Source organism: Variovorax sp. YR216, from assembly GCF_900107745.1.
Classification (GTDB): Bacteria; Pseudomonadota; Gammaproteobacteria; order Burkholderiales; family Burkholderiaceae_C; genus Variovorax.
In genome coordinates this window covers 895,416-920,150 of record NZ_FNRO01000001.1, presented here as the reverse complement: position 1 = coordinate 920,150, position 24,735 = coordinate 895,416, and the positions used below count along the sequence as shown (strand labels likewise).

General features: G+C 67.5%; 21 protein-coding genes. 12 read left to right on the top strand and 9 right to left on the bottom strand.

What is annotated here, in order from left to right; translation table 11 throughout:
• Positions 1-81: 81 nt before the first annotated feature.
• The 3 genes from BLW05_RS04305 to BLW05_RS04295 all read left to right on the top strand — a co-directional run bounded on the left by BLW05_RS04305 (position 82) and on the right by BLW05_RS04295 (position 2,379).
• Positions 82-1,137 carry an aldo/keto reductase gene (locus BLW05_RS04305; protein WP_093160046.1) on the top strand — a complete coding sequence of 352 codons (1,056 nt, stop codon included), beginning with the start codon at positions 82-84 and terminating at the stop codon, positions 1,135-1,137.
• Between the two features lie 93 nt (positions 1,138-1,230).
• The gene (locus tag BLW05_RS04300) at positions 1,231-1,650 is read left to right on the top strand and encodes an ester cyclase (protein ID WP_093160043.1); all 420 of its coding nucleotides are present in this window, start codon (positions 1,231-1,233) and stop codon (positions 1,648-1,650) included.
• 120 nt (positions 1,651-1,770) lie between these two features.
• Positions 1,771-2,379 carry a TetR/AcrR family transcriptional regulator gene (locus tag BLW05_RS04295; protein ID WP_093160041.1) on the top strand — a complete coding sequence of 203 codons (609 nt, stop codon included), beginning with the start codon at positions 1,771-1,773 and terminating at the stop codon, positions 2,377-2,379.
• Between the two features lie 9 nt (positions 2,380-2,388).
• Here the strand turns inward: BLW05_RS04295 and BLW05_RS04290 are convergent, their stop codons facing one another.
• Both BLW05_RS04290 and BLW05_RS04285 read right to left on the bottom strand, forming a co-directional pair.
• The gene (locus BLW05_RS04290; protein WP_093160038.1) at positions 2,389-3,567 is read right to left on the bottom strand and encodes a restriction endonuclease subunit S; all 1,179 of its coding nucleotides are present in this window, start codon (positions 3,565-3,567) and stop codon (positions 2,389-2,391) included.
• Complete coding sequence (locus BLW05_RS04285) at positions 3,564-5,219, bottom strand: HsdM family class I SAM-dependent methyltransferase (protein ID WP_093160036.1); 1,656 nt, start codon at positions 5,217-5,219, stop codon at positions 3,564-3,566. The genes BLW05_RS04290 and BLW05_RS04285 overlap by 4 nt, the downstream gene beginning before the upstream one ends.
• Positions 5,220-5,372: 153 nt before the next feature.
• Between BLW05_RS04285 and BLW05_RS04280 the strand changes: the two genes are divergently transcribed.
• On the top strand, positions 5,373-6,302 hold the full coding sequence (locus tag BLW05_RS04280; RefSeq protein ID WP_093160033.1) for a M14 family metallopeptidase: 930 nt from the start codon (positions 5,373-5,375) through the stop codon (positions 6,300-6,302).
• 143 nt (positions 6,303-6,445) lie between these two features.
• Here the strand turns inward: BLW05_RS04280 and BLW05_RS04275 are convergent, their stop codons facing one another.
• Entirely contained in the window at positions 6,446-8,251 is a 1,806-nt protein-coding gene (locus BLW05_RS04275) for a glutamine--tRNA ligase/YqeY domain fusion protein (protein ID WP_093160031.1), read from the bottom strand.
• Positions 8,252-8,388: 137 nt separating this feature from the next.
• On the opposite strand from BLW05_RS04275, the gene BLW05_RS04270 reads away from it, so the two are divergent.
• Complete coding sequence (locus BLW05_RS04270) at positions 8,389-8,742, top strand: hypothetical protein (protein WP_093160028.1); 354 nt, start codon at positions 8,389-8,391, stop codon at positions 8,740-8,742.
• Positions 8,743-8,854: 112 nt separating this feature from the next.
• Here BLW05_RS04270 and BLW05_RS04265 read toward each other — a convergent pair whose 3' ends face one another.
• The 6 genes from BLW05_RS04265 to BLW05_RS04240 are packed head-to-tail and all read right to left on the bottom strand — an operon-like array spanning position 8,855 to position 13,058.
• The gene (locus BLW05_RS04265; RefSeq protein WP_093160026.1) at positions 8,855-9,679 is read right to left on the bottom strand and encodes a LytR/AlgR family response regulator transcription factor; all 825 of its coding nucleotides are present in this window, start codon (positions 9,677-9,679) and stop codon (positions 8,855-8,857) included.
• The gene (locus BLW05_RS04260) at positions 9,676-10,737 is read right to left on the bottom strand and encodes a sensor histidine kinase (RefSeq protein WP_093160023.1); all 1,062 of its coding nucleotides are present in this window, start codon (positions 10,735-10,737) and stop codon (positions 9,676-9,678) included. The genes BLW05_RS04265 and BLW05_RS04260 overlap by 4 nt, the downstream gene beginning before the upstream one ends.
• Positions 10,734-11,771, bottom strand: coding sequence for an alpha/beta hydrolase family protein (locus BLW05_RS04255; RefSeq protein ID WP_256330017.1), 1,038 nt, complete (start codon positions 11,769-11,771; stop codon positions 10,734-10,736). Before BLW05_RS04255 ends, BLW05_RS04260 begins: the two co-directional genes overlap by 4 nt.
• The gene (locus BLW05_RS04250) at positions 11,768-12,052 is read right to left on the bottom strand and encodes a 2TM domain-containing protein (protein ID WP_093160021.1); all 285 of its coding nucleotides are present in this window, start codon (positions 12,050-12,052) and stop codon (positions 11,768-11,770) included. The genes BLW05_RS04255 and BLW05_RS04250 overlap by 4 nt, the downstream gene beginning before the upstream one ends.
• A 27-nt stretch (positions 12,053-12,079) precedes the next feature.
• Positions 12,080-12,592 (bottom strand): DUF6622 family protein, encoded by a 513-nt coding sequence (locus BLW05_RS04245; RefSeq protein ID WP_093160018.1) that lies wholly within the window; start codon positions 12,590-12,592, stop codon positions 12,080-12,082.
• Between the two features lie 52 nt (positions 12,593-12,644).
• Positions 12,645-13,058: a DUF2306 domain-containing protein gene (locus BLW05_RS04240; protein ID WP_093160016.1), complete on the bottom strand. Its 414-nt coding sequence runs from the start codon at positions 13,056-13,058 to the stop codon at positions 12,645-12,647.
• A gap of 301 nt (positions 13,059-13,359) precedes the next feature.
• Here BLW05_RS04240 and BLW05_RS04235 point away from each other — a divergent pair, with 301 nt between their 5' ends.
• Genes BLW05_RS04235 through BLW05_RS04205 form a run of 7 tightly spaced genes read left to right on the top strand, consistent with a single transcriptional unit; the run spans position 13,360 to position 24,701 of the window.
• Positions 13,360-14,568 carry an efflux RND transporter periplasmic adaptor subunit gene (locus BLW05_RS04235; protein ID WP_371126911.1) on the top strand — a complete coding sequence of 403 codons (1,209 nt, stop codon included), beginning with the start codon at positions 13,360-13,362 and terminating at the stop codon, positions 14,566-14,568.
• A 15-nt stretch (positions 14,569-14,583) separates the two neighbouring features.
• Positions 14,584-17,742: an efflux RND transporter permease subunit gene (locus tag BLW05_RS04230; protein WP_143044767.1), complete on the top strand. Its 3,159-nt coding sequence runs from the start codon at positions 14,584-14,586 to the stop codon at positions 17,740-17,742.
• A gap of 13 nt (positions 17,743-17,755) precedes the next feature.
• Positions 17,756-21,019: an efflux RND transporter permease subunit gene (locus tag BLW05_RS04225; protein WP_093160011.1), complete on the top strand. Its 3,264-nt coding sequence runs from the start codon at positions 17,756-17,758 to the stop codon at positions 21,017-21,019.
• Positions 21,020-21,075: 56 nt separating this feature from the next.
• Positions 21,076-22,488: an efflux transporter outer membrane subunit gene (locus BLW05_RS04220; protein ID WP_256330015.1), complete on the top strand. Its 1,413-nt coding sequence runs from the start codon at positions 21,076-21,078 to the stop codon at positions 22,486-22,488.
• A gap of 14 nt (positions 22,489-22,502) precedes the next feature.
• Positions 22,503-23,138: an aspartate/glutamate racemase family protein gene (locus tag BLW05_RS04215; protein ID WP_093160006.1), complete on the top strand. Its 636-nt coding sequence runs from the start codon at positions 22,503-22,505 to the stop codon at positions 23,136-23,138.
• A 2-nt stretch (positions 23,139-23,140) separates the two neighbouring features.
• Positions 23,141-23,818, top strand: a complete 678-nt coding sequence (locus tag BLW05_RS04210) for a GNAT family N-acetyltransferase (protein ID WP_093160003.1) — start codon at positions 23,141-23,143, stop codon at positions 23,816-23,818.
• A gap of 58 nt (positions 23,819-23,876) precedes the next feature.
• Positions 23,877-24,701 (top strand): undecaprenyl-diphosphate phosphatase, encoded by an 825-nt coding sequence (locus tag BLW05_RS04205; protein ID WP_093160001.1) that lies wholly within the window; start codon positions 23,877-23,879, stop codon positions 24,699-24,701.
• Positions 24,702-24,735: the final 34 nt, after the last annotated feature.

Sequence of the window (24,735 nt, the reverse complement as noted above, 5' to 3'; positions counted from 1 at the left end):
CCGAAAGGATGCGGTCGCGCAGCCTGCAGGATTCCGTGCGCCCGCCTATGCTGGGGGATTCGCTTCAAGGAGATCCTTTCCATGCGTTACCTACCACTGGGCCGCACCGGCCTCTTCGTGTCCGAGCTTTGCCTGGGCACCATGACTTTCGGCGGCGGCGAGGGCATCTGGTCCCAGATCGGCGACCTGCAGCAGGCGGATGCCGAGCGGCTGGTCGGATCGGCGCTCGATGCCGGCATCAATTTCATCGACACCGCCGACGTCTATTCGGGCGGCCTGTCGGAGCAGATCACCGGGCAGGCATTGAAGAACCTCAAGGTGCCGCGCGAGAACGTGATCGTGGCGACCAAGGTCTTCAGCGAGATGGGGTCCGGCCCGAACGCGCGCGGCGCTTCGCGCGGGCACATCATGGACGGCGTGAAGGCGAGCCTCGCGCGCTTGCAGCTCGACCACATCGACCTCTACCAGATCCACGGATTCGACCCGGCCACGCCGATCGAGGAGACCGTGCGTGCGCTCGATCAGCTCGTGCGACAGGGCCATGTGCGCTACGTGGGCGTTTCCAACTGGGCCGCGTGGCAGATCGTGAAGGCGCTGGGCGTGGCCGAGCGGTTCGGCCTCTCGCGCTTCGAATCGCTGCAGGCCTACTACACGATCGCGGGCCGCGATCTCGAGCGCGAACTGGTGCCAATGCTCGCGAGCGAAGGCGTCGGCCTGATGGTGTGGAGCCCGCTGGCGGGCGGCCTGCTCAGCGGCAAGTACGGACGCGAGCAGCAGGCGGAGCAGGGCAGCCGCCGAACGACCTTCGACTTCCCGCCAGTGAACAAGGATCGCGCGTTTGACTGCATCGATGCGATGCGCCCGATTGCCGAGGCGCATGGCGTGTCGGTCGCGCAGATCGCGCTCGCGTGGCTGCTCCATCAACCGCAGGTGACGAGCGTGATCATCGGCGCGAAGCGGCCCGACCAGCTTGCCGACAACATCGCTGCGACCAAGGTCGCGTTGAGCGCAGCCGAACTCGAAAGGCTCGGCGCGGCAAGCCAGCTTCCGGCCGAATACCCCGGCTGGATGTTCGCGCGGCAGGGCGAGTACCGGCGCAAGCAGCTCGGCGACGGGAAGCATAGATTTTCGCAATGAGACCGGATTCGCGAATCAAGATTGTTTTCTTGTAATGAGATTTTTGTCTCATTAGAGTTGGCGGCAAACTCAACAACCCACAGGAGAACCGCCATGGCACTCACGCGCGCGCAGATGGATCGCAAGATGGACGAGCACTTCGGTTTCGAGGCCCGGGACGACGTCGAGGGCGTGCTCGCCACCCTGTCGCCTGACGTGGAACACGACATCGTCGGCGCGCCCACAGGGCCGACGCGCGGCCATGCGGGGGCCCGTCCGTTCTACGAGGCGCTCTTCAACGACCTGTCCGACAGCAGCGTCGAATGCACCCGCCGCCTCTACGGCGACAACTTCATGGTCGACGAATCGATGTGGCGGGGCAGGGCGCCGGGTCGTCCCTTCGGCCTCGAAGGCCGCGACCGTCCACTCGAATTCCGACTGCTGCATGTCGTCGAGTTCACCGATGCCGGCGACATCCGGCGCGAGAACGTGTGGCTCGACCTTGCGGCGATCATTCGCCAGCTGCCTCAATGAGCGACGCACGGCCGCCCGAAGGCGCTCGCACCGCAGCGCGTAGCGCGGAGGTTGTCTGATGAGCGACGCACGGCCGCCCGAAGGCGCTCGCACCGCAGCGCGTAGCGCGGAGGTTCTCTGATGAGCGACACCGAAACGGTCGGCCGTCCCAACCAGCGACGCCGCACCCGCAAGGACTTGCTCCAGGCCGCGGCGCGCCTCATGAAGCAGGGGCGCAAGCCCAGCCTGGAGGAGATCGCCGAAGAGGCCGCGGTGTCGCGCGCGACCGCGTACCGTTACTTCCCCAATGTCGATGCGCTGCATCACGAGGCTTCGCTCGATGTGGCGGTGCCGGAGCCCTCCGATGTGCTTCGCGATGCGCCGGCGCACGACCCGGTTCAGCGACTGGAGCGTGTCGACGGCGCGCTTCACGGCATGATCCGCGCCAACGAGGCGGCGCTGCGGTTGCTGCTGGCGCGTTCGGTGGAAAGCGCGGTGCGGGGCGAGCCGGACGGACTGCCGGCGCGGCAGAACCGCCGCACGCCGCTGATCGAGGCGGCGCTCGAGCCGGCTCGGGATCAATTCAAGCCCGCGGCTTTCAGGAATCTCAGCCGCGCGCTCGCGCTCGTCATCGGCACCGAGGCGATGGTCGTCTTCAAGGATGTGCTTCAACTCGACGACGCGGAGGCCCAGAAGGTCCGGCGCTGGGCGATCCGTGCGCTGGTGGAAGCGGCGAAGAAGTCCGGGTGATCCGGACGATCAGCCGAAGACCTTCGCCAGCAGCGATGCCAGCGTCGCTTCCGCGTTCGAGATCATCTGCGCCTCGGTCCCTCTCGCCGATGCGGTGAAGTCGGCGTAGCGCGCGAAGGGGGCTTGCTTGTCCAGGGGCGGCAGCATGATCGGCACCGTCCTCAAGTCCTTCTGGTTCAGGCTCGCCTGGTTGATTGCGCGCTTCGCGTTCCGCAGGAAGTGCTGCCGCGTACGCGTCGTCTGCAGCGCGGAGGCAACGTACTGCGGAAGCGCCCGTTCCGGATCGACGACCAGTCGCATCATGTTCGACTCGAACACCGTCGGCTCCGGCAGCGCACGGATCAACACGCTCTTGCCCAGGTGCTCCGTGCTGTTGACGCGGTTGACCAGGATGTCACCTTCGGCGAGCGCGTACTGCCGGCCTTCGTTGTCGTCGAGGCGAAGCCGCTTCAGGCGCACCGGTTCGCAGAGGTCGCCGTCACGGAAGCTGTCGATCCGCACGATCGGCGTGCCGTCGCCATAGGTCGACCTGTGCTTGTACAGCCCGTTCTGCGGCGACATCTTCAGCAGGCTTTCGAGCGGCACCACCGGCCAACTCTTCGGATTGGCAACGGAGTCGCCAAAGGCGTGGGTATAGAGCGCCGGCAGCAGTCGTACCGTTCGTTCCCGTATTTCGCGGCGCAGGCGCAGCGCCCGTTGCGCGCACAGCAGCATGTCGACGATGCGGCGCTGCTTCTCGAGCGACGGCAGGGGAATCTCCTGGTCGAACACGCATGACTCGGAAACGGCCGGGTACAGCGCGCCTTTCGCGAGGCGCTCCAGACCCCGGATGAACCGCGCCGATTGGACGAAGAAATAGATGTATTCGGGCAGCACGCGCGGCGTCGCACGCAACACGCAGAACGCGGTGCTCGCCACTTCGCCGTCGAGCGAATCAGGCACCAGCGCCACCGCGTTGAGGTTGGGCCGAACGGTGGAGACCAGCACGTCGCCGGTGCGCAGCAGCCTGCGCGCGCGGCTTGGTGCTTCGGCGCCGCGCATCGTCCGCGCGCCGGCGATGGTCTTGGTTCTGTTGTCGACGGCCGTGACGTCGATGTAGGTGATCGGATCGTCGGGCCAGGCGGACGGGTTCATCGTGCCCGTTTTCGCCTCGACCACCTGCCGCAGCGCGATCCGGGGCGCTGTCACGCCTTGTACTCCCTGACCATGTCTCGCAGTGTCTCCATCACCTTGACCAGTTCGAGTTCCCTCGCGATCACGTCGTCGAGTAGCTCGAGGAAGTCCTGGTGTTCGGCCTCGCTGCTGCTCAACGGGCGGTATCGGCTGGCCGTGAGGTTGTAGCTGTTGTCGCGCAGCGCGGCTGCATCGGCGAACCACCACTTTTCGCTCCAGTCGGCGTCGGGCTCGCGAGCCTCCCAGCGTGAAAGCGAGGCTTCGCGCTGCGCATACGCGGCCGCCACGCGCGGCAGGTCATCGTCCTCGTTGGGCGTGTCGTGGTTGGCGTCGAATTCGTAGCCGTCTTCGTCCACATGGAGGAACAGCACGCGCCGGGTGATCCCGCCCTTGCGGAAGAACAGCACCGAGGTCTTCACGCCCGAGTAGGGCTGGAAGACGCCGCCCGGCAGGCTCAGCACGGCATCGACCTGGTTGCTCTCGACGAGCTGGCGCCGCAGTTCCAGGTGTGCGCTGGTCGAGCCGAAGAGCACCCCTTCGGGCACGACGACCGCGGCGCGGCCGCCGTCGCGCAGGCTGTCCTGCAGGTATTTGAGGAACAGCAGCTCGGTACTGCTCGTGGTGCCCACGCGCACCCCATCCACGATGCGCTCCTTGTCGACACGGCCGGAGAAGGGCGGGTTCGCCAGCACCAGGTCGTAGCCGTCGGGCGGCAGGCCGAGTTCGTCCTTGCTGGCTTCGTCGAGGACGGAGGTCAGCACGTTGCGCTGGAGGATGCGCACCTTGTCCAGCCCGCGCAGCCGGAGATTCATCGTGGCGAGCCGCACCATCTTCGGGTCGACGTCGTTGCCGTAGAAGGTCCTGTTGCGCAGCACGTCGAGATCCTCGGGCGTGAGCAGATCGCCCAGACCGCGCGGCTGGGGCTTCCCGTCGACTTCGATCTCGACGATCGTCTCGGGCGATGAATTCCGGAGCCGGATGTGGTTGTACGCCGCCACCAGAAAGCCCGCGGTGCCTGCGGCCGGGTCGTAGATGGTCTCGCCGATGGTCGGGTCGACCATCTCGACGATGCGCCGGATGATGTGGCGCGGCGTGCGGAACTGCCCGAGCTCGCCCGCCTGCCTGATCTGCCGCAGGACGTGCTCGAAGAGATCGCCCTTGGTGTCGGAGTCGGCATCGGCCAGGCCGAGCCCGTCCACGAGCCGGACGACCTGCGTCAGCACCGTCGGGTCGTGGATGCCGAGGCGCGCTGCGCGCATGAAGTCGTGCGCGCCGGCCGCACCGATCTCGGCGAAGAACGGGAAGACCTGATCGCCCACGAAGTCCACGAGCGCCTGGCCCCCCATCTCCCGGGCCCAGACAGTCCAGCGGAAGCGGCTCCGCGGGATCGTCCGCGCCGCGGTGCGCAGTACGGTGGCGAGGCGACCGCCTTCGCGCGCGGAAGTCTCGGTGCTCCGGAGCGTCCATTCGCCATCGAAGATGCTCGCAAACGGCTCTTTCAGGACCTCGGCGCGTTTTCTGTTCTCGTCGTCGATGGTCTCCAGCAGGAAGAAGAAAAAGAGGAAAGACAACTGTTCCGCATTGCTGACGGGATCGGGATAGCCGCCGCCAAAGAGGTAGTCGCGAATCTGGTCGATCGACCGTCGCATTTCAGCGGTCAGAGGCATGGAATGGTTCTTGAACGCGGGTTCTCATGGATGGCCCGCGAGTCTACGGCCCAATCGATGGGCCTCCGGCGCCCGCCTGCGTGCGGTCGCAAGGTGTAGCAAACTTGCGGATCCGGCCGCACTGCGGTTCTTCATCGGAGAAAAATCCCCTCAATGACACAGACTCCCGATCTCGAAGTGCTCCCGCGCGACATTTCGGCCTATCGCCAAGGCAACACCGGCATCGACTACGTCCACCGTTTCGAATCCGGCAAGCCCGGTCCGCATGTCCTGATCAACGCGCTGACCCACGGCAACGAGATCTGCGGGATGGTGGCGGCGACCCATCTGCTCGACACCGGCGTCCGGCCCCTTGTCGGCACGCTGACCGTGAGCTTTGCGCATGTGGAGGCCTACAACGCCTTCGATCCGGCCAAGCCCTTCGACAACCGGCAGATCGTGCACAACCTCAACCGCGTGTGGTCCGACGAATGGCTCGACGGGCCGGAGGACAGCCCCGAGCTGCGCCGCGCGCGCGAGCTGCGGCCGGTGGTGGCGGCGGCGGATCACATCCTCGACATCCATTCCACCAGCCAGGACGTCGTGCCTTTCTGGGTGTACCCGGCGTACGAGCGCAATGCGAAGGTCGCGATGGCGATCGGCCTGCCGCCGGTTCATCTCGTGATGCCGGCCGGACTGGGCTCGGGCACGCCGCTGATCCAGCATGGGCTGCATGCGGGCGCGGATGCGCCGGGCGCCGCGGTGGTGGTCGAGTGCGGCCAGCACTTCAAGCAGTCGGCGGCCGATCTCGCGACTGAAGTGACGCTGCGCTTCCTCGCACACTTCGGTTTGATCGACAAGGCGCCCACTTCGCCGCCTGCGCCGCAGCGCCGCTACGAGCTGCTGCAGACGCATGTCATCCAGTCGGAGGACTTCCGCTTCGTGCGGCCGCTGATCGGCTTCGAGACCTTCGCCAAGGGCGAGCTCATCGCGAACAACGGGCCCGACGAGATCCGCGCGCCGTGCGACGACTGCACCGTGTTCATGCCGGCGCAGCGTGTGATCGTGGGACGCGAAGCGGTCTACCTGACAAAACCGCTTTAGAACCCACCCCCAGCCTCGCCCACTTCGTGTGGCTCGGGCACCCCCTTGCAGGGGGCAACCCCGGCGGCCCGGCCAAGCCGGTTCCGCGGGGTTTCTGGCTTGGGGCGTGCCGGTTTCATGGGATGCGGGTCGTTCGTAGCGACCTATTTGCCCCAGCTGTCCCGCATTCCGGCCGCGCGGTTGAACACGCGCTGGCCGTTCGCGCCCACGTGCGAATCGAGCACGAAGTAGCCGTGTCGCTCGAACTGGTAGGGCGCGCCTTGCGCGGCGGTGGCCAGTGACGGCTCGGCGTAGCCCTGCGTCACGACGAGGCTGTCGCGGTTGAGCTCGTCGAGCAATTCGCCGGCGCCGGGCTGCGCTGCCGCGAAGAGGCGCTCGTAGAGCCGCACCTCGGCCGGCAGCGCATCGGCGGCCGCGACCCAGGTGATGTTGCCCTTGACCTTGATCGCATCGGCGCCGGGCGTGCCGCTCTTGGTGTCGGGCACCAGCCTGGCCTGCACTTCGACCAGCTTGCCGTCGGCATCGCGCGTCGCGCCGGTGCATTCGATGACATGGCCGTACTTGAGGCGCACCTTGTTGCCGGGGAAGAGGCGGAAGAAGCCCTTGGGCTGCACGTCTTCGTAGTCGGTGCGCTCGATCCACACTTCGCGGCCGAGCTTGAAGCTGCGCCGTCCCATCTCGGCGTGGTGCGGGTGCACGGGCGCCGTGCATTCGTCGAGCACGTCGTCGCCGCCCATCAGCTCGCCCCAGTTGGTGATCACGAGCTTGACTGGATCGAGCACCACCATCGCGCGCGGCGCGATCGGGTCGAGCGTGTCGCGCAGCGCGGCTTCGAGGCTCGCGTAGTCGATCCATCCGCCGGACTTTGTCACGCCGGAGCGCTCGCAGAAGAGCTTGAGCGCCTCGGGCGTGTAGCCGCGGCGGCGCAGGCCGGCGAGCGTGGGCATGCGCGGATCGTCCCAGCCGTCGACGTGGCCGTCCTCGACCAGCTGGCGCAGCTTGCGCTTGCTGGTGATGACATGCGTGACGTTGAGCCGCGCGAATTCGTACTGGCGCGGATGCGGCGAGGCGATCAGGCCGCCTTCGGCGAGGCGGTCGAGCAGCCAGTCGTAGAACGGGCGCTGGTCTTCGAACTCCAGCGTGCAGATGCTGTGGGTGATCTGCTCGAGCGCGTCCTCGATCGGATGCGCGAAGGTGTACATCGGGTAGATGCACCACTTGTCGCCGGTGTTGTGGTGCGTCGCGCGGCGGATGCGGTAGAGCGCCGGGTCGCGCATGTTGATGTTGGGGCTCGCCATGTCGATCTTCGCGCGCAGCACGGCGGCGCCATCGGGCAGCTTGCCGTCACGCATCTCGCGGAAACGCGCGAGGTTCTCGTCGGGCGTGCGGGCGCGGAAGGGGCTGTCGGTCCCTGGCGTGTTGAAGTCGCCGCGATTGGCGCGGATCTCTTCGGCGCTCTGTTCGTCGACATAGGCATGACCGGCGGTGATCAGGAATTCGGCCGCGCGGTACATGAAGTCGAAATAGTTGCTCGCGAAGTAGACGTGGTCGTTGCGCGCGCCCGGGTGCGCCGGGTCGTCGGCCATCACGGGCTCGTAGCCCATCCATTGCACGGCATCGCGGATCGCGTCGACGTATTCCTGTTCTTCCTTTTCGGGGTTGGTGTCGTCGAAACGCAGGTGGCACACGCCGCCGTACTCCTTGGCGAGCTCGAAATTCAGCCAGATGCTCTTGGCGTGGCCGATGTGCAGGTAGCCGTTGGGTTCGGGCGGAAAGCGCATGCGGACCTTGGCAGGGTCCCGCATGCCCTGGGCGTGATGGGCGGCATCGCCTGGGTCGCCACCCCATTTGCGGTCGGCATAGGTGCCCTGCTGGAGATCGTTTTCGATGACGTGGCGCAAGAAATTGCTAGGCTTGGCGGTATCGTTGTCGGCTGCGGCGGAAGTCATTCACGCATTCTACGTGCCGCTAGAGCCCCGTTACCTTTCGCTACCTTCTTCACAGAGCGTCGTACACCACATTGACACTCGCCGCGTTGAATACCTACATGGGCGGTCGATACGCCCATTTCAACAGGAGTCCAGACATGAGCACAACTCGATCCACACTCTTCAAATGGGCCGCTGCAGGCGCTGTCGCCGCCGGTGCGCTCTTTGCCGCAGCGTCGGCGAGCGCAGCCAATGTTGCCTGGTCGGTGGGTGTCAACGTCCCCGGCGTGGCCGTGGGTGTCGCATCGCCGCAACCGTATTACGTCGCGCCGGCGCCCGTGTATTACCCGCCAGCGGCCTATGTGGCCCCGGCCCCGGTGTACGTCCGCCCAGCCCCCGTGTACTACGCGCCGGCGCCTCGCTACTACCGGCCGGCTCCTGTGTACTACCCGGGGCCGTACTACTACGGGCGCGGGCACGGGCACGGGTATGGCCACGGTTACTACCGCTGAGCGTTAGCTTCACATCTCAATAGCCTGCTGTCACATGAAAAGGCCGGCCCCTTGAAAAGGGCCGGCCTTTTCTTTTCATGTTTGGCCTCGTTCTTGCGGTGTCGGTCGGGGACTACATGGCCCTGAAGAGGTGCGCATACAGGCGGCTCACGGGGATCTTTTCGGATCGTCCGCGCAGCGTCAGGTGCTGCTTGCCCGCCTCGTCGCGGTGAACCGCTTCGATGGCGTCGGCTCGCACCACCGCCGCCCGATGGACCTGCCAGAAGACCTGCAGATCGAGCTGCGGAAGCAATTGCTTGAGCGGTGTGCGAATAAGGTATTCGTTCTGTGCGGTGATCACGCGAACGTACTTGTCGGCCGCCTCGAAGTACTGCACTTCATCGATCGGCACCATGCGGATCGTGTTGCCTGATGCGCCGGCCTGGCTCGCCGGGATCAGTTTGAGCGGCGCAGCCGCACCCGGTGCGGATTCGGCAGCGCCCAGTACCTTTCTCCATTGCGCGAGCGTGCTGGCGAGCGCATCGTCGGCAGGCACTGAAGAGGACGAGCGCAGTTCCAGCACAGACTGCAACCGCGCCACCGTACGCCGCAGCCGCTCGGACTGCACCGGCTTGAGCACATAGTCGATGGCCTGCGCATCGAAGGCGCGTGCGGCGTATTCGTCGTAGGCAGTGACGAAGACGAGCTGCGGCATGGGTGCCTCGTCGATCGGCCACGCATCTGCCAGCTCGGTGGCCACGCCCAGTCCGTCGAGGCCGGGCATGCGGATGTCCAGGAAGAGCACCTGCGGAAGCTGTTCGAGCGCCTCGCGCACTGCGCTGCGGCCGTCGCCGACACTGGCGATCACCTGCAGTTCAGGCCATGCGGCAGCCAGTTCGGCACGAAGGGCTTGCGCGAGCAGCGGCTCGTCTTCAGCGATGAGTGCGGTCGGATTCATTCGATTTGCACGGACAGGGGAAAGCGGATGGCCGCGCGCGTTCCGCCGGTCGGCAGCGGGGCCATGGTCATGGCGCTTTGCGGTCCGTAGACGGTCTGGAGGCGTTCGCGGACCTGTGCGATTCCGAATCCGTCGCCCTTGGACGGCTCGGCTGCCTCGGCATCGATGCCCACGCCGGTGTCGGTCACTTCGATCAGCAGGCTTGCGCCGTCGCGCCGGGCGCGCACGACGACCTCACCGCCTTCGACGCGCGGTTCCAGGCCGTGGCGAATGCTGTTCTCCACCAGGGGCTGCAGCAAGAGGGGTGGAACGGGCTGGTTCCGCAGGGCATCGGGGAGATCGAGCGAGTAGCGCAGGCGCGGCCCCATGCGCACCGACATGAGTTCGAGGTAGTCGCGGAGGCGATCGAATTCGGAAGCCAGCGGATGAGAAGTGGCACGCGAGCCGGCGAGGGTGACCCGCAGGAAGTCGTTGAGATGGTCGAGCATCTCGATGGCACGCGGTGGATCGACCGCGATCAGCGCGCGCAGATTGGCCAGTGTGTTGAAGAGCATGTGCGGCTCGAGCTGGGCTTCGAGCAGCTTGAGCCTGGCTTCGCCGGCATCGCGTTCGGCGGTCGCGATCTTGGCGGTCAGCGCGGCGGCCCTGCCGCGCGCATGGAAGTAGAAGCTGGCGGCAGCGCCGGCGACGATGGTGATGACCAGGCTGATGGCGTTGTCGCGCGGCGAAGAGACATTGGTGTAGCCGAACAGGTAGTCGCCCACGCGGTCCCCGACCAGGAAGCCGCTGCCGATGCCCACGACCGTCAGCAGGAGGCCGCGCCAGCCCTTCGGCCAGCCATGGCCGCCGGTGCTGTCGGTATGGCAGTGGCGCTCGTCGACGAGATAGCGCCCGAACTCGATCACGGCCCAGATGACGGTGCCCACCGACAAGGCATAGCCGACCTGCATCAGGTAGGTCTTGTTCGGCCAGATCGCGGTCGTCAGTACCGCCACCACGCAGCAGAACGCAATGACTTGCAGGTAGTGCCGGCCGGCACTGAACCAGTGAATCTTCATGGCGCCAGATTCTGGATGAAGAAGCGGGCGATGGCGTCGTAGACGCCGGGCAGGCTCGCCCGGTCGAAGCCCGGCGGGTCGTTCAGGAGCCGCGCCGCGCGCTCAGGCAGGTCCGGCACCTGCGGCGACAGGATCGAGCCGTGGCCCGCGGTGGGCATGTCGGCAATCAGCGTGCAGTGGGCGCCGCAGGCGGCGCGCACCGCGTCGATGTGCCATTGCGGGGCGAGCCACTCGTCATGGCCCGCGCGCACCAGTCCCAGGGGAATGCGGGGCTTCGCGAGCGAGGTCATCTCGATGGTCGCTGCCATGGGCACCGCCGCTACCGCCGCAGTGACCCTTGGATCCGTCCAGGATTCGAGCGCGGTCTGGCTGCCCAGCTTCCAGTCGATCGCCCGGCGGGAGGCCTTGAGGCGCAAGCCATCCAGCATGCCGCCCGTGAGCGACGTCGCGAGACCCACGCAGGCCGGGAAGTCCTCCGCCAGATGCGCCTGGCAATGGGCGTTCAGCAAGGCCGGCGACCAGCGCGCGCCGGCCAGGGTCAAGGCAGTGAGCCCGCCGGCGGACATGCCGTAGACGCCGACATGGCCGAAGTCGAGCAGCGGCGCGAAACGCGGGTCGGCCGCCATTGCATCGATGGCTTGGGACACCTCGCGAGGGCGATGGCGCCAGGTGGGCGGACCGACATCGCGCATATCGCGGTAGTTGTCGCCCGCATGCTCCGGCATGGCGACGGTGAAGCCGGCGTCCACCAGTGCGATCGCCAGATCGGCCTGCGGCCAGGGCGAGCCGCCGGAGCCGTGCGACATGACGATCAGCTGGCCGTTGCCGCGCAGCGGGATGGCGTCGGCGGCCAGATCGAAGGAAAACGGGCCGCGGGTGAAGCGGGCCGGCGCGGCAGCGGTCGGGTAGAACACCGTGACCGGGCCGGTGTCCGGCGGGGCAGGCAGCACCGCCACGCCGGTGGCCGCCGATGCGGCATGGCCCAGCAGGCCGGCGAGCGCCAGGGCCAGCAGGCGTCGTGCGCCGGCCTTCACCACGGGTCTCCCTTGGCGCCGCCGGTCAGCCTGGTGCGTTCGCGCTCGGTCATCCTTTCGAGCAGCGCGCCGCCGGGCGGCAGCAGCCAGACCGAGATCCCGTGGGCCAGGAGGCCGACGCCCCAGCCGAGCAGCGGAAAGACAGCCCAGGCCCGGCCGTTCGCCGCCGACAGCGCGAGCAGCCCGAGGTTGACGGTCGCATAGATCGCCGCATGGATGAACCAGCCGATCTTGGCCTTCGCGCGCTTGCGGGCCAGGCGGTCGATGTCGTCAGTCGTCATGTTGAAACTCCTGCTGCGGGTGGCGGATCAGGCGGCGAGCGCCGAGGATTCGGTGCGCATCGCGAGGCGCAAGAGCCGGATGGCGCGACCGATGAAGATGCCGGTGAATGCACCATAGAGCGCGCTGATCCCGATGGCGAAGGTCGGCTGGCGCATGAGTCCGGGATGCATGGCGAGCAGCACGCCCACGATGTACTTGGTGAAGAAGATGCCCATCATGAGCGCCAGCGGCACCGCGGTCCCCGCAACGTGGAAGCGGCGCGCCGCCGCGTCGTAGCGCGTGCCCGCGGGCAGTCCGCGTTGCAGCACCAGCGCGAGCGTCGCGAAGGCCACGGCCGCCCATGCCAGCAGCGAGACGATCGAGTCGCCGAAGGCCGACGCGACGCCGTAGATCGACAGGCCGCCCATCACGATCGGCATCAGCGTCATGCGGGTCATGCTCAGGCTGGTGGCGATGAGCTGGCGGGCGCCGAGCCACAGCAGCAGTGCGAAGAGGCCGAAGACCCACTTGGGGGTGTGAAGAAGGATCTGCGTCAGCATGGTGCGCTCCGTGGGAGTTGGGAGAAAAAGAGGGGAAGCGAAAGAAGAAGCGTCAGGCGAGGCCCAGCCACTGGCCCCAGAGCACCTGGCCCAGGTACCGGCTGGGCAGCAGCGTGAAGCCTCCGGCCACGATGCAGGCGCTGATGTAGGTCACCTGCATCGCGAAGCGGTGGCCGCGGATGTCGCCCCGGAAGAGCTTCCAGAAGGCGCGTCCGAGGCCGTAGAAAACCGCAGGCACCAACAGGTGGATCAGCGTGAAGCCCGAGATGTTGGGCAGCCTGAAATCGCGGATGAAGATGGCGGACACGGCAGTCATCACCATCAGGGTGACCCAGGCATAGCCGAGCGCGCGATGCAGCCTGGGGCGCTGCGTACGGCCTCGGCGGGCCCAGAGCACCACGGGCCCGAGGACCAGCGCGCTGACGGCAGCGGTGAGGTGGACGGCGATGATCGGGGACATCTGCATGGCGGGCTCCTGGGTCGATGGGGCGCACTGTGCAGCCCGCCCGAATCGCCTGCCATGGCCATGCGACGAAACGCATTCCGGCGGCGCCAGTTGCAGATCGCTGTCGCCAGATGCAGATGTCAATCTGGGCTTTACCGAGGCTTTACGGTTTGTAGCAACTGGGAGCTACGATTCCCGGCTCCACTCAAAGGCATACGTCAAACGCCTGACTCCAACAATGTCGTCACCCAACGCAGAGCCAACCCTTCCCATCCACCCCGAACCCCGACCCCCTTCGCGCGGACGGCGGTGGCTGGGCGCCTTGCTGGCGCTGATCCTGGTGGTGGGGCTCGCGGCGGGCGGGTGGTATCTCATCAAGCGCTCCGGTGAGCCGGCCGGTGGGCGTCCGGGCTTCGGTGCCGGCGGCATCAGCCAGACCGTCGGCCATGCGGCTGCGCGACGCACGGATCTCCCCATCCTCATTGACGCGCTCGGCACGGTGACGCCGCTGGCGACGATCACGCTGCGGCCCCAGGTCGGCGGCGTGCTGACCGAGGTGCTCTATACGGAAGGGCAGTCGGTCACCAAGGGGCAACTGCTTGCGCGGATCGATCCGCGTCCTTATGAGCAGGCGCTCGCCCAGGCGCAGGGCACGCGGGTGCGCGACGAAGCCCAGCTCGAAGCCGCGCGCGTCACGCTGGCGCGCTACCGCACGCTGCTCGGGCAGGACTCGATCGCGCGGCAGGACGTCGATACGCAGGCCGCACTGGTCAAGCAGCTCGAAGGCGCGGTGATCAGCGATCGCGCCGCCGAGGCCGCCGCCAAGCTCAATCTCGACTACACCCGAATCACCGCGCCGGTGGCGGGCCGCATCGGGCTGCGCACGGTCGATCCGGGCAACAACGTGACGGCCAACGCGACCACCGGCATCGCGGTCATCACGCAGATGAACCCGATCGACGTGCAGTTCGCGGTGCCGCAGGACCGCGTGCCCGACATCCAGGCCCAGCTCGCCAAGGGCGAGTCGCTGCAGGTGAAGGCCATGGACCGGGTGCGCAGCTCGGTGCTCGACACCGGTACCTTCTCGACGCTCGACAACGTGGTCGACACCAGCACGGGCACCGTCAAGGCCAAGGCGCGTTTCGCGAACCAGGGCGCGCCGCTGTTCCCGAACCAGTTCGTCAACGTGCAGATGACGCTGCGCACGATCAGCGCCGTCGTGGTGCCCGTCACCGCGGTGCGCACAGGTCCCAACGGCACCTTCGTCTACGTGATCAACGAGGACCGCACCGTGTCGATGCGCGCGGTCAAGCGCGGCGAGGCGACGGTCGATCTGGTGGCGATCAACGACGGCGTGAAGGAAGGCGAACTCGTGGTCACCGAAGGCGGCGACCGCCTCAAGGATGGGGCGCGCGTGATGTTGCAGGGTGAAAAGCCGACGCCGCCGCGCCAGGGTGCGAATGGCCAGCGCGGCCAGCGCAGCGACGGACAGCAGCAGCAAGGCCGCCGCCAGCGTCCGCCGCCGCAGTAAGGGACAGGAAAGAAGATGAGTCCCTCTCGCGTCTTCATCGAGCGCCCGGTCGCGACCGCGCTGCTGATGCTCGCGATCGTCCTCGCGGGCCTGGTGGGCTTCCGGTTCCTGCCGCTGGCCGCCTTGCCGCAGGTCGACTACCCGACCATCCAGGTGCAGACGCTCTATCCGGGCGCGAGCCCGGAGGTCATGAGCCGCACCGTCACCGCGCCGCTGGAACGCCAGTTCGGCCAGATGGCCGGTCTCGATCGCATGAGCTCGACCAGCGCCACTGGCGTGTCGATCATCACGCTCCAATTCGCGCTCGACCAGACGCTGGACGTGGCCGAGCAGCAGGTGCAGGCCGCGATCAACGCGGGCGGCTCTCTGCTGCCGGCCGATCTGCCCGCGCCGCCCGTGTACGCCAAGGTCAACCCGGCCGATGCGCCGATCCTCACGCTGGCGGTCAGCTCCGAGACCATGCCGCTCACCGAGGTGCAGAACCTCACGAACACGCGGCTCGCGCAGAAGATCAGCCAGGTCGGCGGCGTCGGGTTGGTGACGCTCAACGGCGGCCAGCGGCCGGCGGTGCGGATCCAGGCCAACACCAACGCGCTGGCATCGGTGGGCATCGGGCTCGACACGCTGCGGCAGGCGATCGCGGCGGCCAATTCCAACAGCGCCAAGGGCAGCTTCGACGGCCCGAAGCGGGCCTACACCATCAACGCCAACGACCAGCTCGTCACGGCGGCCGACTACAAGAACCTGATCGTCGCGTGGAAGAACGGCGGGCCGGTGCGCATGAGCGATGTCGCCCGCGTGATCGACGGCGCCGAGAACACCCAGCTCGGCGCCTGGGCTGCGGTGCAGTCCGACCAGAACGCGGGCGGCGAAGAGGCCAAGCTGTATCCGGCGATCATTCTCAACGTGCAGCGCCAGCCGGGCGCGAACGTGATCGGCACGGTCGATGCCATCAAGAAGCAGTTGCCCGAACTCGAATCCTCGCTGCCCGGTTCGGTCAAGGTCGAGGTGCTGAGCGACCGCACCACCGGCATCCGCGCATCGGTGAGCCACGTCCAGCTCGAGCTGGCGCTCGCGGTGGTGCTCGTGGTGCTGGTGATCTTCTTCTTCCTGCACAGCCTGCGGGCGACGGTCATCGCCAGCATCGCGGTGCCGATTTCGCTGATCGGCACCTTCGGCCTGATGTACCTGCTCGGCTACAGCCTGAACAACCTGAGCCTGATGGCGCTGACCATCGCGACCGGCTTCGTGGTGGACGACGCGATCGTGATGATCGAAAACATCTCGCGCTATCTCGAAGAGGGCGAGCCGCCGTTCCAGGCAGCCCTGAAGGGCGCGACTCAGATCGGCTTCACCATCATCTCGCTGACGGTGTCGCTGATCGCGGTGCTGATTCCGCTCTTGTTCATGGGCGACGTGGTCGGCCGGCTGTTCCGCGAATTCGCGGTCACGCTGGCGATCACCATCCTGATCTCCGCGGTCGTGTCGCTGACGCTGGTGCCGATGATGTCGGCGCGCTGGCTCAAGCCCGCATCGGAAGAGGGCGGCCGTTTCGGTGCAAGCGTGCAGCGCTTCTTCGAGCGCGTGATCGCGCGCTATGACGACCAACTGAAATGGGTGTTCCGCCACCAGACGCTCACGCTCGTGGTGGCGGTGCTGACGCTCGCGCTCACGGTGGCGCTCTACGTCGTCATCCCGAAGGGCCTGTTCCCGACGCAGGACACCGGCCAGCTCAAGGCCCGCATCGAAGCGGCGCAGGAAGTGTCGTACGCGCGCATGGCCGATCTGCAGCAGTCCGCCGCGAACGCGATCCTGGCCGACCCGGACGTGCAGAGCCTGAGCTCCGTGGTCGGCGTGGATGCTGCCAACAACACCGCGCTGAACATCGGCAGCATGCTGATCAACCTCCGCAAGGGGCACGATTCGCAGGCGGACGTGATGCAGCGCCTGCGCGAGCGCGTGCGCGCCAACGTGGCCGGCGTCACGCTCTACCTGCAGCCGACGCAGGACCTGACCATCGACGCCGAAACCGGCCCGACCGAGTTCCGCGTGGCGATCGAAGGCGTGGACACCGCGACGGTGAACACCTGGGCCGGCAAGCTGGTCGAGCGCCTGCGCAGCGAGCCGCTGGTGCGCAACCCGACAACCGACGCGGGCGCGCAGGGTCTCGCGGCTTACGTGGACATCGATCGCAACACCGCGTCGCGGCTGTCGGTCACGGCAAGCTCGGTGGACGATGCGCTCTACAGCGCCTTCGGCCAGCGCATCGTCTCGACCATCTTCACCGAGACCAACCAGTACCGCGTGATCCTCGAAGCGCAGCGCGAGCCGCTCTCTTCGCCCGAGGCGCTGGGCAACCTGCAGTTGCGCACCGGCTCCGGCACGGCGACGCCGCTGTCGTCGCTGGCCACGGTGCGCGAGCAGTACGCGCCGCTGCAGGTCACGCGGGTGGCGCAGTACCCGGCGGCGACCATCGGCTTCGACACCGCGCCGAACGTGGCGCTCGGCAAGTCGGTCGCGGCGATCCGTACGGCGGCGAAGGAAATCGGCATGCCCGGCAGCGTGACCATGACCTTCCTTGGCGCGGCGGGCGCCTACGAGAAGTCGCTCACCAACCAGCTCTGGCTGATCCTCGCGGCGGTGGTGTGCGTCTACATCGTGCTGGGCGTGCTCTACGAGAGCTACATCCATCCGCTGACGATCCTGTCGACGCTGCCTTCGGCCGGCGTGGGCGCGCTGCTGGCGCTCATGGTGACCGGCAACGACCTCGGCGTGATCGGGATCATCGGGATCATCCTGCTGATCGGCATCGTCAAGAAGAACGCGATCATGATGATCGACTTCGCGATCGATGCCGAGCGGCACCAGGGCAAGTCGCCGCTGGAGGCGATCCACCAGGCCGCGCTGCTGCGCTTCCGGCCGATCCTGATGACGACTTTGGCCGCGCTGTTCGCCGCATTGCCGCTGATGTTCGGCTGGGGCGAAGGTGCCGAGCTGCGGCGGCCGTTGGGCCTCGCGATCTTCGGCGGGCTGGTGGTGAGCCAGGTGCTGACGCTCTTCACGACGCCGGTGATCTATCTGGCCTTCGACCGCATGGGCCGCCGGTTGGGCGGCGGCCGCAAGGGCGGCACCGACACGCACGGCGACAGCGGCAGTGACGGGGTGACCGCGTGAGCGGGGGCCGGACATGAATCTTTCCAGGCCATTCGTCGAGCGCCCGGTTGCCACGGTCCTGCTGACCATCGGCATCGCGCTGGCCGGGATCATCGGCTTCCTGGTGCTGCCCGTGTCGCCTCTGCCTCAGGTCGACTATCCGACCATCTCGGTGCAGGCGAGCCTCGCCGGCGCGAGCCCCGACACGATGGCCTCCAGCGTCGCGACGCCACTGGAGCGCAGGCTGGGCATCATCCCGGGCGTCAACGAGCTCACGTCCACGAGTTCGAACAGCTCGGCGCGCATCACGCTGCAGTTCGACCTGAGCCGCAACATCGACAGTGCCGCGCGCGAGGTGCAGGCCGCGATCAATGCCGCGCGTGTCGATCTCCCGGCGACGCTGCGCAGCAATCCCACCTACCGCAAGCGCAATCCGGCGTCGGCGCCGGTCATGATCCTCGCGCTCACCTCGAAGACGCGCACACCGGGCCAGATCTACGAGGAGGTCTCGAACATCGTCAGCCAGCGCCTCTCGCAGGTGGAGGGCGTCGGCGAGGTCGAGATCGGCGGCGGCTCGCTGCCTGCGGTGCGGGTGGAACTGGAGCCCTTCGCGCTCAACAAGTTCGGCATCAGCACCGAGGACGTGCGCGCCGCGATCCAGGCCAACAACGCCAACCGGCCGAAAGGCGCGATCGAAAGCGCCGACCGCAAGCTGCAGATCTACACGCCCGCACCCGGCCGCAAGGCGGTCGACTACCGAGACCTGGTGATCGCATGGCGCAATGGTGCGGCGGTGCGCCTCAGCGATGTGGCGCGGGTGATCGACGGGGTCGAGAACACCCGCACGCTGGGCCTTTTCAACGGCGAGCCGGCGGTGATCGTGCTGCTCACCCAGTCGCCCGGCGCCAACATCATCGAAACGGTGGATGGCGTGCGCAACCTGCTGCCCGAACTGCGCGCGCAGTTGCCGCAGGACATCAACATCGAGGTCGCCTCGGACCGCACCAACTCCATCCGTGCGTCGCTGCGCGAGATCGAGACCACGCTGATGATCTCGGTCGCGCTGGTGGTGCTGGTGGTGGGCCTCTTCCTGCGCAAGGCGCGCGCGACCATCGTGCCGGCGGTGGCGACCGTGGTGTCGCTGCTCGGCACCTTCGGCGTGATGTACCTGCTGGGCTACAGCCTGAACAACCTGAGCCTGATGGCGCTCACGGTCGCCACCGGCTTCGTGGTCGACGACGCGATCGTGGTGCTCGAGAACACCATGCGCCACGTCGAGGCGGGCATGAACCGGGTGGAAGCCGCGTTGCGCGGTGCGCGCGAAGTGGGCTTCACCGTGCTGTCGATCAGCCTGTCGTTGGTGGCGGTGTTCATCCCGCTGCTCTTCATGGGCGGGCAGGTGGGGCGCTTGTTCCGCGAGTTCGCGGTCACGCTGTCGGTGTCGGTGCTGATCTCGCTGGTGATCTCGCTCACCACCACGCCGATGCTGTGCGCCATGCTGCTGCGCAGTGAAGCGGAAGAGGGCGGCAAGCAGCCCGGCAAGGTGCGCGGCTTTTTCATCCGCCTCACCGAGCGCGCGTGGAATCGCACGCTGCTTGCCTACGCCCACAGCCTCGATTGGGCGCTGGCAAGCAAGGGGGTGGTGGTCGCGGTGCTGATCGCGGTGATCGGGCTCAACGTCTATCTCTTCAACGCCATTCCCAAGGGCTACTTTCCGCAGCAGGACAACGGGCAGCTCAACGCCGGCCTGCGCGCCGACCAGAGCATCTCGTCGGCAGCCATCGCCGAGAAGCTGAAGCAGGCGGTGGACATCATCCGCAAGGATCCGGCGGTCGACACGGTCGTCGGCTTTTCCGGCGGCGGGCGCGCGGGGGGCGGCTTCATGTTCGTCAACCTCAAGCCGGTGTCGGAGCGCGCCGACCGTACGCAGGCGGTCATCGATCGCCTGCGCCCGCAGCTCAACCAGCTCACCGGCCTGCGTGTGTTCCTGAGCCCGGTGCAGGACCTGCGCATGGGCGGGCGGTCGAGCAACTCGACCTACCAGTACACGCTCAAGAGCGACAACCTGAGCGACCTGCGCGCCTGGTCGACCAAGCTCGCCGATCGGCTGCGGCAGGAAACCTCGCTGACCGACGTCGACAGCGACGATGCGGACAACGGCGTCGAGACCTTCGTCGAAGTCGACCGAGACGCGGCCGCGCGCCTGGGCGTCAATTCGAGCGCGGTGGACGCCGCGCTCTACAACGCCTACGGCCAGCGCTCGGTCGCGACCATCTACGACGAGCTCAACCAGTACTCGGTGATCATGGAATGGGCGCCTCGCTTCCAGCGCTCGCCGATCGTGCTCAAGGACCTCTACGTGCCTTCGACGCTGGCCGCCACCACCAACGCGAGGGGCGACACCATCGTGAGCTCGGTCGAGGACAACAAGGACACGACCACCGGCACGTCCACCCTCGTGTCGGCCAACCCGTCGTCGCGCACCGCATCCACCGGCCAGCAGATCGCGACCGACACCACGCTGATGGTGCCGCTGTCGGCCTTCGCGAAGTTCAGCGAGCGCGCGGTGCCGACCTCGATCGACCACCAGGACACCGAACTCGCGAGCACCGTCTCGTTCAGCCTCGCCGACGGGGTGAGCCTGAGCGATGCGAAGCGCGTCGTCGCGCAGGCCGAGGCCGACATCGCGATGCCGGTCAACGTGCGCGGCAGCTTCCAGGGCACGGCGCTCGCGGCGCAGCAGTCGCAGGGGCAGCAGTGGTTCCTGATCGTCGCGGCGCTGGTGGTGATCTACATCGTGCTGGGCGTGCTGTACGAAAGCCTCGTTCACCCGATCACGGTGTTGACCACGTTGCCTTCGGCCGGTGTCGGCGCGGTACTGGCACTGCTGATCTTCCGCATGGAGTTCTCGATCATTGCGTTGATCGGCGTGTTCCTGCTGATCGGCATCGTGAAGAAGAACGCGATCCTGATCATCGACTTCGCGCTCGAAGCCGAGCGTGCGCGCGGCCTCACCGCCGCGCAGGCGGTGCGCGAAGCCTGCCTGCTGCGCTTCCGCCCGATCCTGATGACCACGCTGGCGGCGGCCCTGGGCGCGTTGCCGCTCGCGATCGGCTTCGGGCTGGGCGCGGAGCTGCGCCAGCCACTGGGCGTGGCGATCATCGGCGGGCTGATCGCGAGCCAACTGCTGACGCTGCTGACCACGCCGGTGGTCTATGTGCTGCTGGACAAGCTACGCCGCCGTACGTCCAACGAAAGAAACCTCAGCCGTGTGGCCGACGTGAAACCGACATCATGAGTGCTTCGAATCCATTGACTTTCCGCAACCCCCCGCGAGTGCTCGCGCGCACAGCCATGGCCCTGTCCTTGGCCGCCGCGCTGGCCGGATGTGCGGTGGGCCCCGACTACGTCCAGCCGGAAACCGCAAGCCCGGCCGCCTGGAAGTCCGCACCGGCCGCCGAAGGCTGGCTGCCCGCGGCACCCGCGGATGCGCTGGACCGCGGCGAGTGGTGGACGCTCTTTGGCGATGCGACGCTCGACGATCTTGCCTCGCGCGTGCAGGTATCGAACCAGAACATCGCCGCCGCCGTCGCCAACTACGCGCAGGCGCAGGCGCTGGTGCGCGGACAGCGCGCTGTGCTGTTCCCGAGCGTCACGGTCGATGGCAGCGCGCGCCGCAGCGGTGCGCGCAACACCTCGCCGTCGAACGCCATGGCCGCTTCGCTCAACGCCGACTGGGCGCCGGACGTCTGGGGCCGGCTGCGCAAGGCGGTCGACAGCGCACAGGCCAACGCGCAGGCGAGCGAGGCCGATCTGGCGCTGGCGCGCCTGTCCGCCATCGGCGATCTCGCGACCAACTACTTCTCGCTGCGCGAGGCCGATGCCGAGTTGCGCATCCTCGACATCACGCTCGAAGGCTACGAGCGCAGCCTCCAGATCACGCGCAACCGTTACGAGGCCAGCATCGCCGCACAGAGCGACGTGCTGCAGGCGGAAACGCTGCTGGTCACCACCCGGGCCGAGCGCGTGGCGCTCAAGCGCACGCGCGACACGCTGGAGCATGCGATCGCGGTGCTGATCGGTGCGGCGCCGGCGGAGTTCTCGCTGCCCGCCGCGGACTGGAAGCCGGTCGTGCCCGGCATTCCGTCCGGCGTGCCGACGACGCTGCTGCAGCGCCGCCCCGACATCGCGGCCGCCGAGCGCGACGTCGCCGCCGCCAATGCGCAGATTGGCATCGCGCGGTCCGCCTACTACCCGAGCTTCACGCTCAGTGGCGCCGTCAGCAGCAGTGCAACCCGCGTGGGCGATCTCTTCAATGCCTCGAACACGCTTTGGTCGCTCGGCCTGTCCGTGGCGCAGGTGGTGTTCGACGGGGGCGCGATCAGTGCGAGCGTCGATGCGGCCAAGGCGAGCCATGAAGGGTCCGTCGCGCGCTATCGGCAGACGGTGCTGACCGCGTTCCAGAACGTCGAGGACCAGCTCACCGCCGGTGCCAGCCTCGCCGAGCAGGAAACCATGCGCCGCCAGGCCTCCGCCGCGGCGGACCGCACCGAGGAGCAGTTCCTCAACCGCTATCGCGCGGGCACCATCGACTACACCAGCGTCGTGGTGGCGCAGGTGTCGGCGCTCAATGCGCGGCGCACGCTGCTGCAGGTGCAGGTCAGCCGGCAGACAGCGGCGGTGGCACTGATCCAGTCGCTCGGCGGCGGCTGGCATGCGGACTGGATGCAGGACGCCGCGCAGCCTGTTGCAAGCAACGGCTCCTGAGCTACGCTCAGGGGATGACACGCATCGCCCTGATCCACGCCATCGGCCACTCGATCGCGCCCATCAACAGCGCCTTCGAACGCGACTGGCCCGAAGCTGTCCGCATGAACCTGCTGGACGACAGCCTTTCCGCCGACCTCGTGCGCGCCGGCCGGCTCGACGAGGCCATGCACGAGCGCTTCCAGCGCCTGGCGCACTACGCGGTCGACACCGGCGCGAACGGAATCCTGTTCACCTGCTCGGCCTTCGGCTCGTGCATCGAGGCGGTCGCGCGGCGGCATGCCGGCATCCCGGTACTCAAGCCCAACGAGGCGATGGTGGCGCAGGCCGCGCAAGGGACGGGAAGGCTCGGGCTGATCGCCACCTTTCAGCCGACGCTGGATTCGATGCCCTCGGAATTCCCGGACGGTGTGGAGCTCGTGACGGCGCTTGCCATCGGCGCGATGGAGGCACTGAACCGCGGCGATGCGCAGGAGCACGACGCGCTGATCGCCGCGCAGGCCAGGGCGTTGAAAGTACGCGGCTGCGCGCGCATCGCGCTGGCCCAGTTCAGCATGGCGCGCGCACGTGGAGCCTGCGAGGACGCGTCGGGACTGCCCGTGATGACCACCGTGGACAGCGCGATACGGGCGTTGCGCGAGCGCGCGTGAGAATGATCCAGCTCCTCGACAACATTGCCTGGAACGCGCTTTCCGGCCCGCATGCGAAGTTCGCATCCGGCAACGAGCGGGCGCGGCGCTACGCATCGGGCTTCTCTCCGATCGCCGGATTCGCGGATGCGGGGCATCCCGATCTCGACGCGCTCGCGCCGCTTTGCGAGCCCGGGGAGCACGTCTACTGCATGGACTGGACCGGCGCCGCGCCGGCGGGGTGGAACATCGACGTCGATGCCACGATGTACCGCATGGTCTGGGACGGTGCGATGCCGGGCGACGACCCCGCACTCGATGCCGTGCCGCTGCGGCCGGAACATGCGGCGCAGGCGGTCGAGCTCGCAACCCTGACCCGGCCCGGCCCCTTCGGTCCGCGCACGCCCGAGCTGGGCGAATACTTCGGCTGTTTCGAGAGCGGCCGCCTGATTGCCATGGCCGGCGAGCGCATGCACGCCGGCACGCTGCACGAGATCAGCGGCGTGTGCACGCACCCTGACTTCCAGGGGCGCGGACTCGCCCGCCGGCTGATGGAGAAGCTGATCCGCCGCCAGCTGCTGCGCGGCGAAACGCCGTTCCTCCACGTCATGCGCGACAACGACAGCGCGCACCGGCTGTACCTGCGCATGGGCTTCCGCGACCACTGCGAAGCGGCAGTTCGCGTGATCTCGCTGTGCTGATCTGAGCGACAGCTGACTTGTTCCATCGCGATAATCGACGCTCTTTCAAGGAGCGCGCGTGGATATCGTTTTGCTGGTCAAGGCCGCCGTCATGGGCATCGTCGAGGGGCTGACCGAATTTCTTCCCATCTCGTCGACCGGCCACCTCATCCTCGCGGGCTCGCTGCTCGGCTTCGATGACGACAAGGCGAAAGTCTTCGACATCGCGATCCAGACCGGCGCGATCTTCGCGGTCATCCTGGTCTACTGGCAGAAGATCCATTCGACCATCGTCGCGCTGCCGCGCCAGCCCAAGGCGCGGCGCTTCGTGCTCAACGTGCTGATCGCCTTCCTGCCGGCCGTGGTGCTGGGCCTGCTGTTCGGCAAGGCGATCAAGGCGCACCTGTTCATCCCGGTGGTGGTGGCGAGCACCTTCATCATCGGCGGCTTCATCATCCTGTGGGCCGAGAAGCGGCCGCCGGGCTCGGTGCGCATCGAGCACGTGGACGACATGACGCCCTGGGACGCGCTCAAGGTCGGCCTCGTGCAGTGCTTCGCGATGATCCCGGGCACCAGCCGCAGCGGCTCGACCATCATCGGCGGCATGCTGCTCGGGCTGTCGCGCAAGGCGGCGACCGATTTCTCCTTCTTCCTCGCGATCCCGACGCTGATCGGCGCGGGCGTCTACAGCCTCTACAAGGAGCGCGCGCTGCTGTCGGTGGCCGACCTTCCGCTGTTCCTGGTCGGGCTCGTGTTCTCGTTCGTGAGTGCCTGGCTGTGCGTGCGCTGGCTGCTGCGCTACATCAGCACGCACGACTTCATCCCGTTCGCGTGGTATCGCATCGCGTTCGGGATCGTGGTGCTGGCGACCGCCTGGAGCGGGCTGGTCGTATGGGCTGATTAAGGCTCGCCCCCAGGCTGCGGGCACTTCGTGTCGC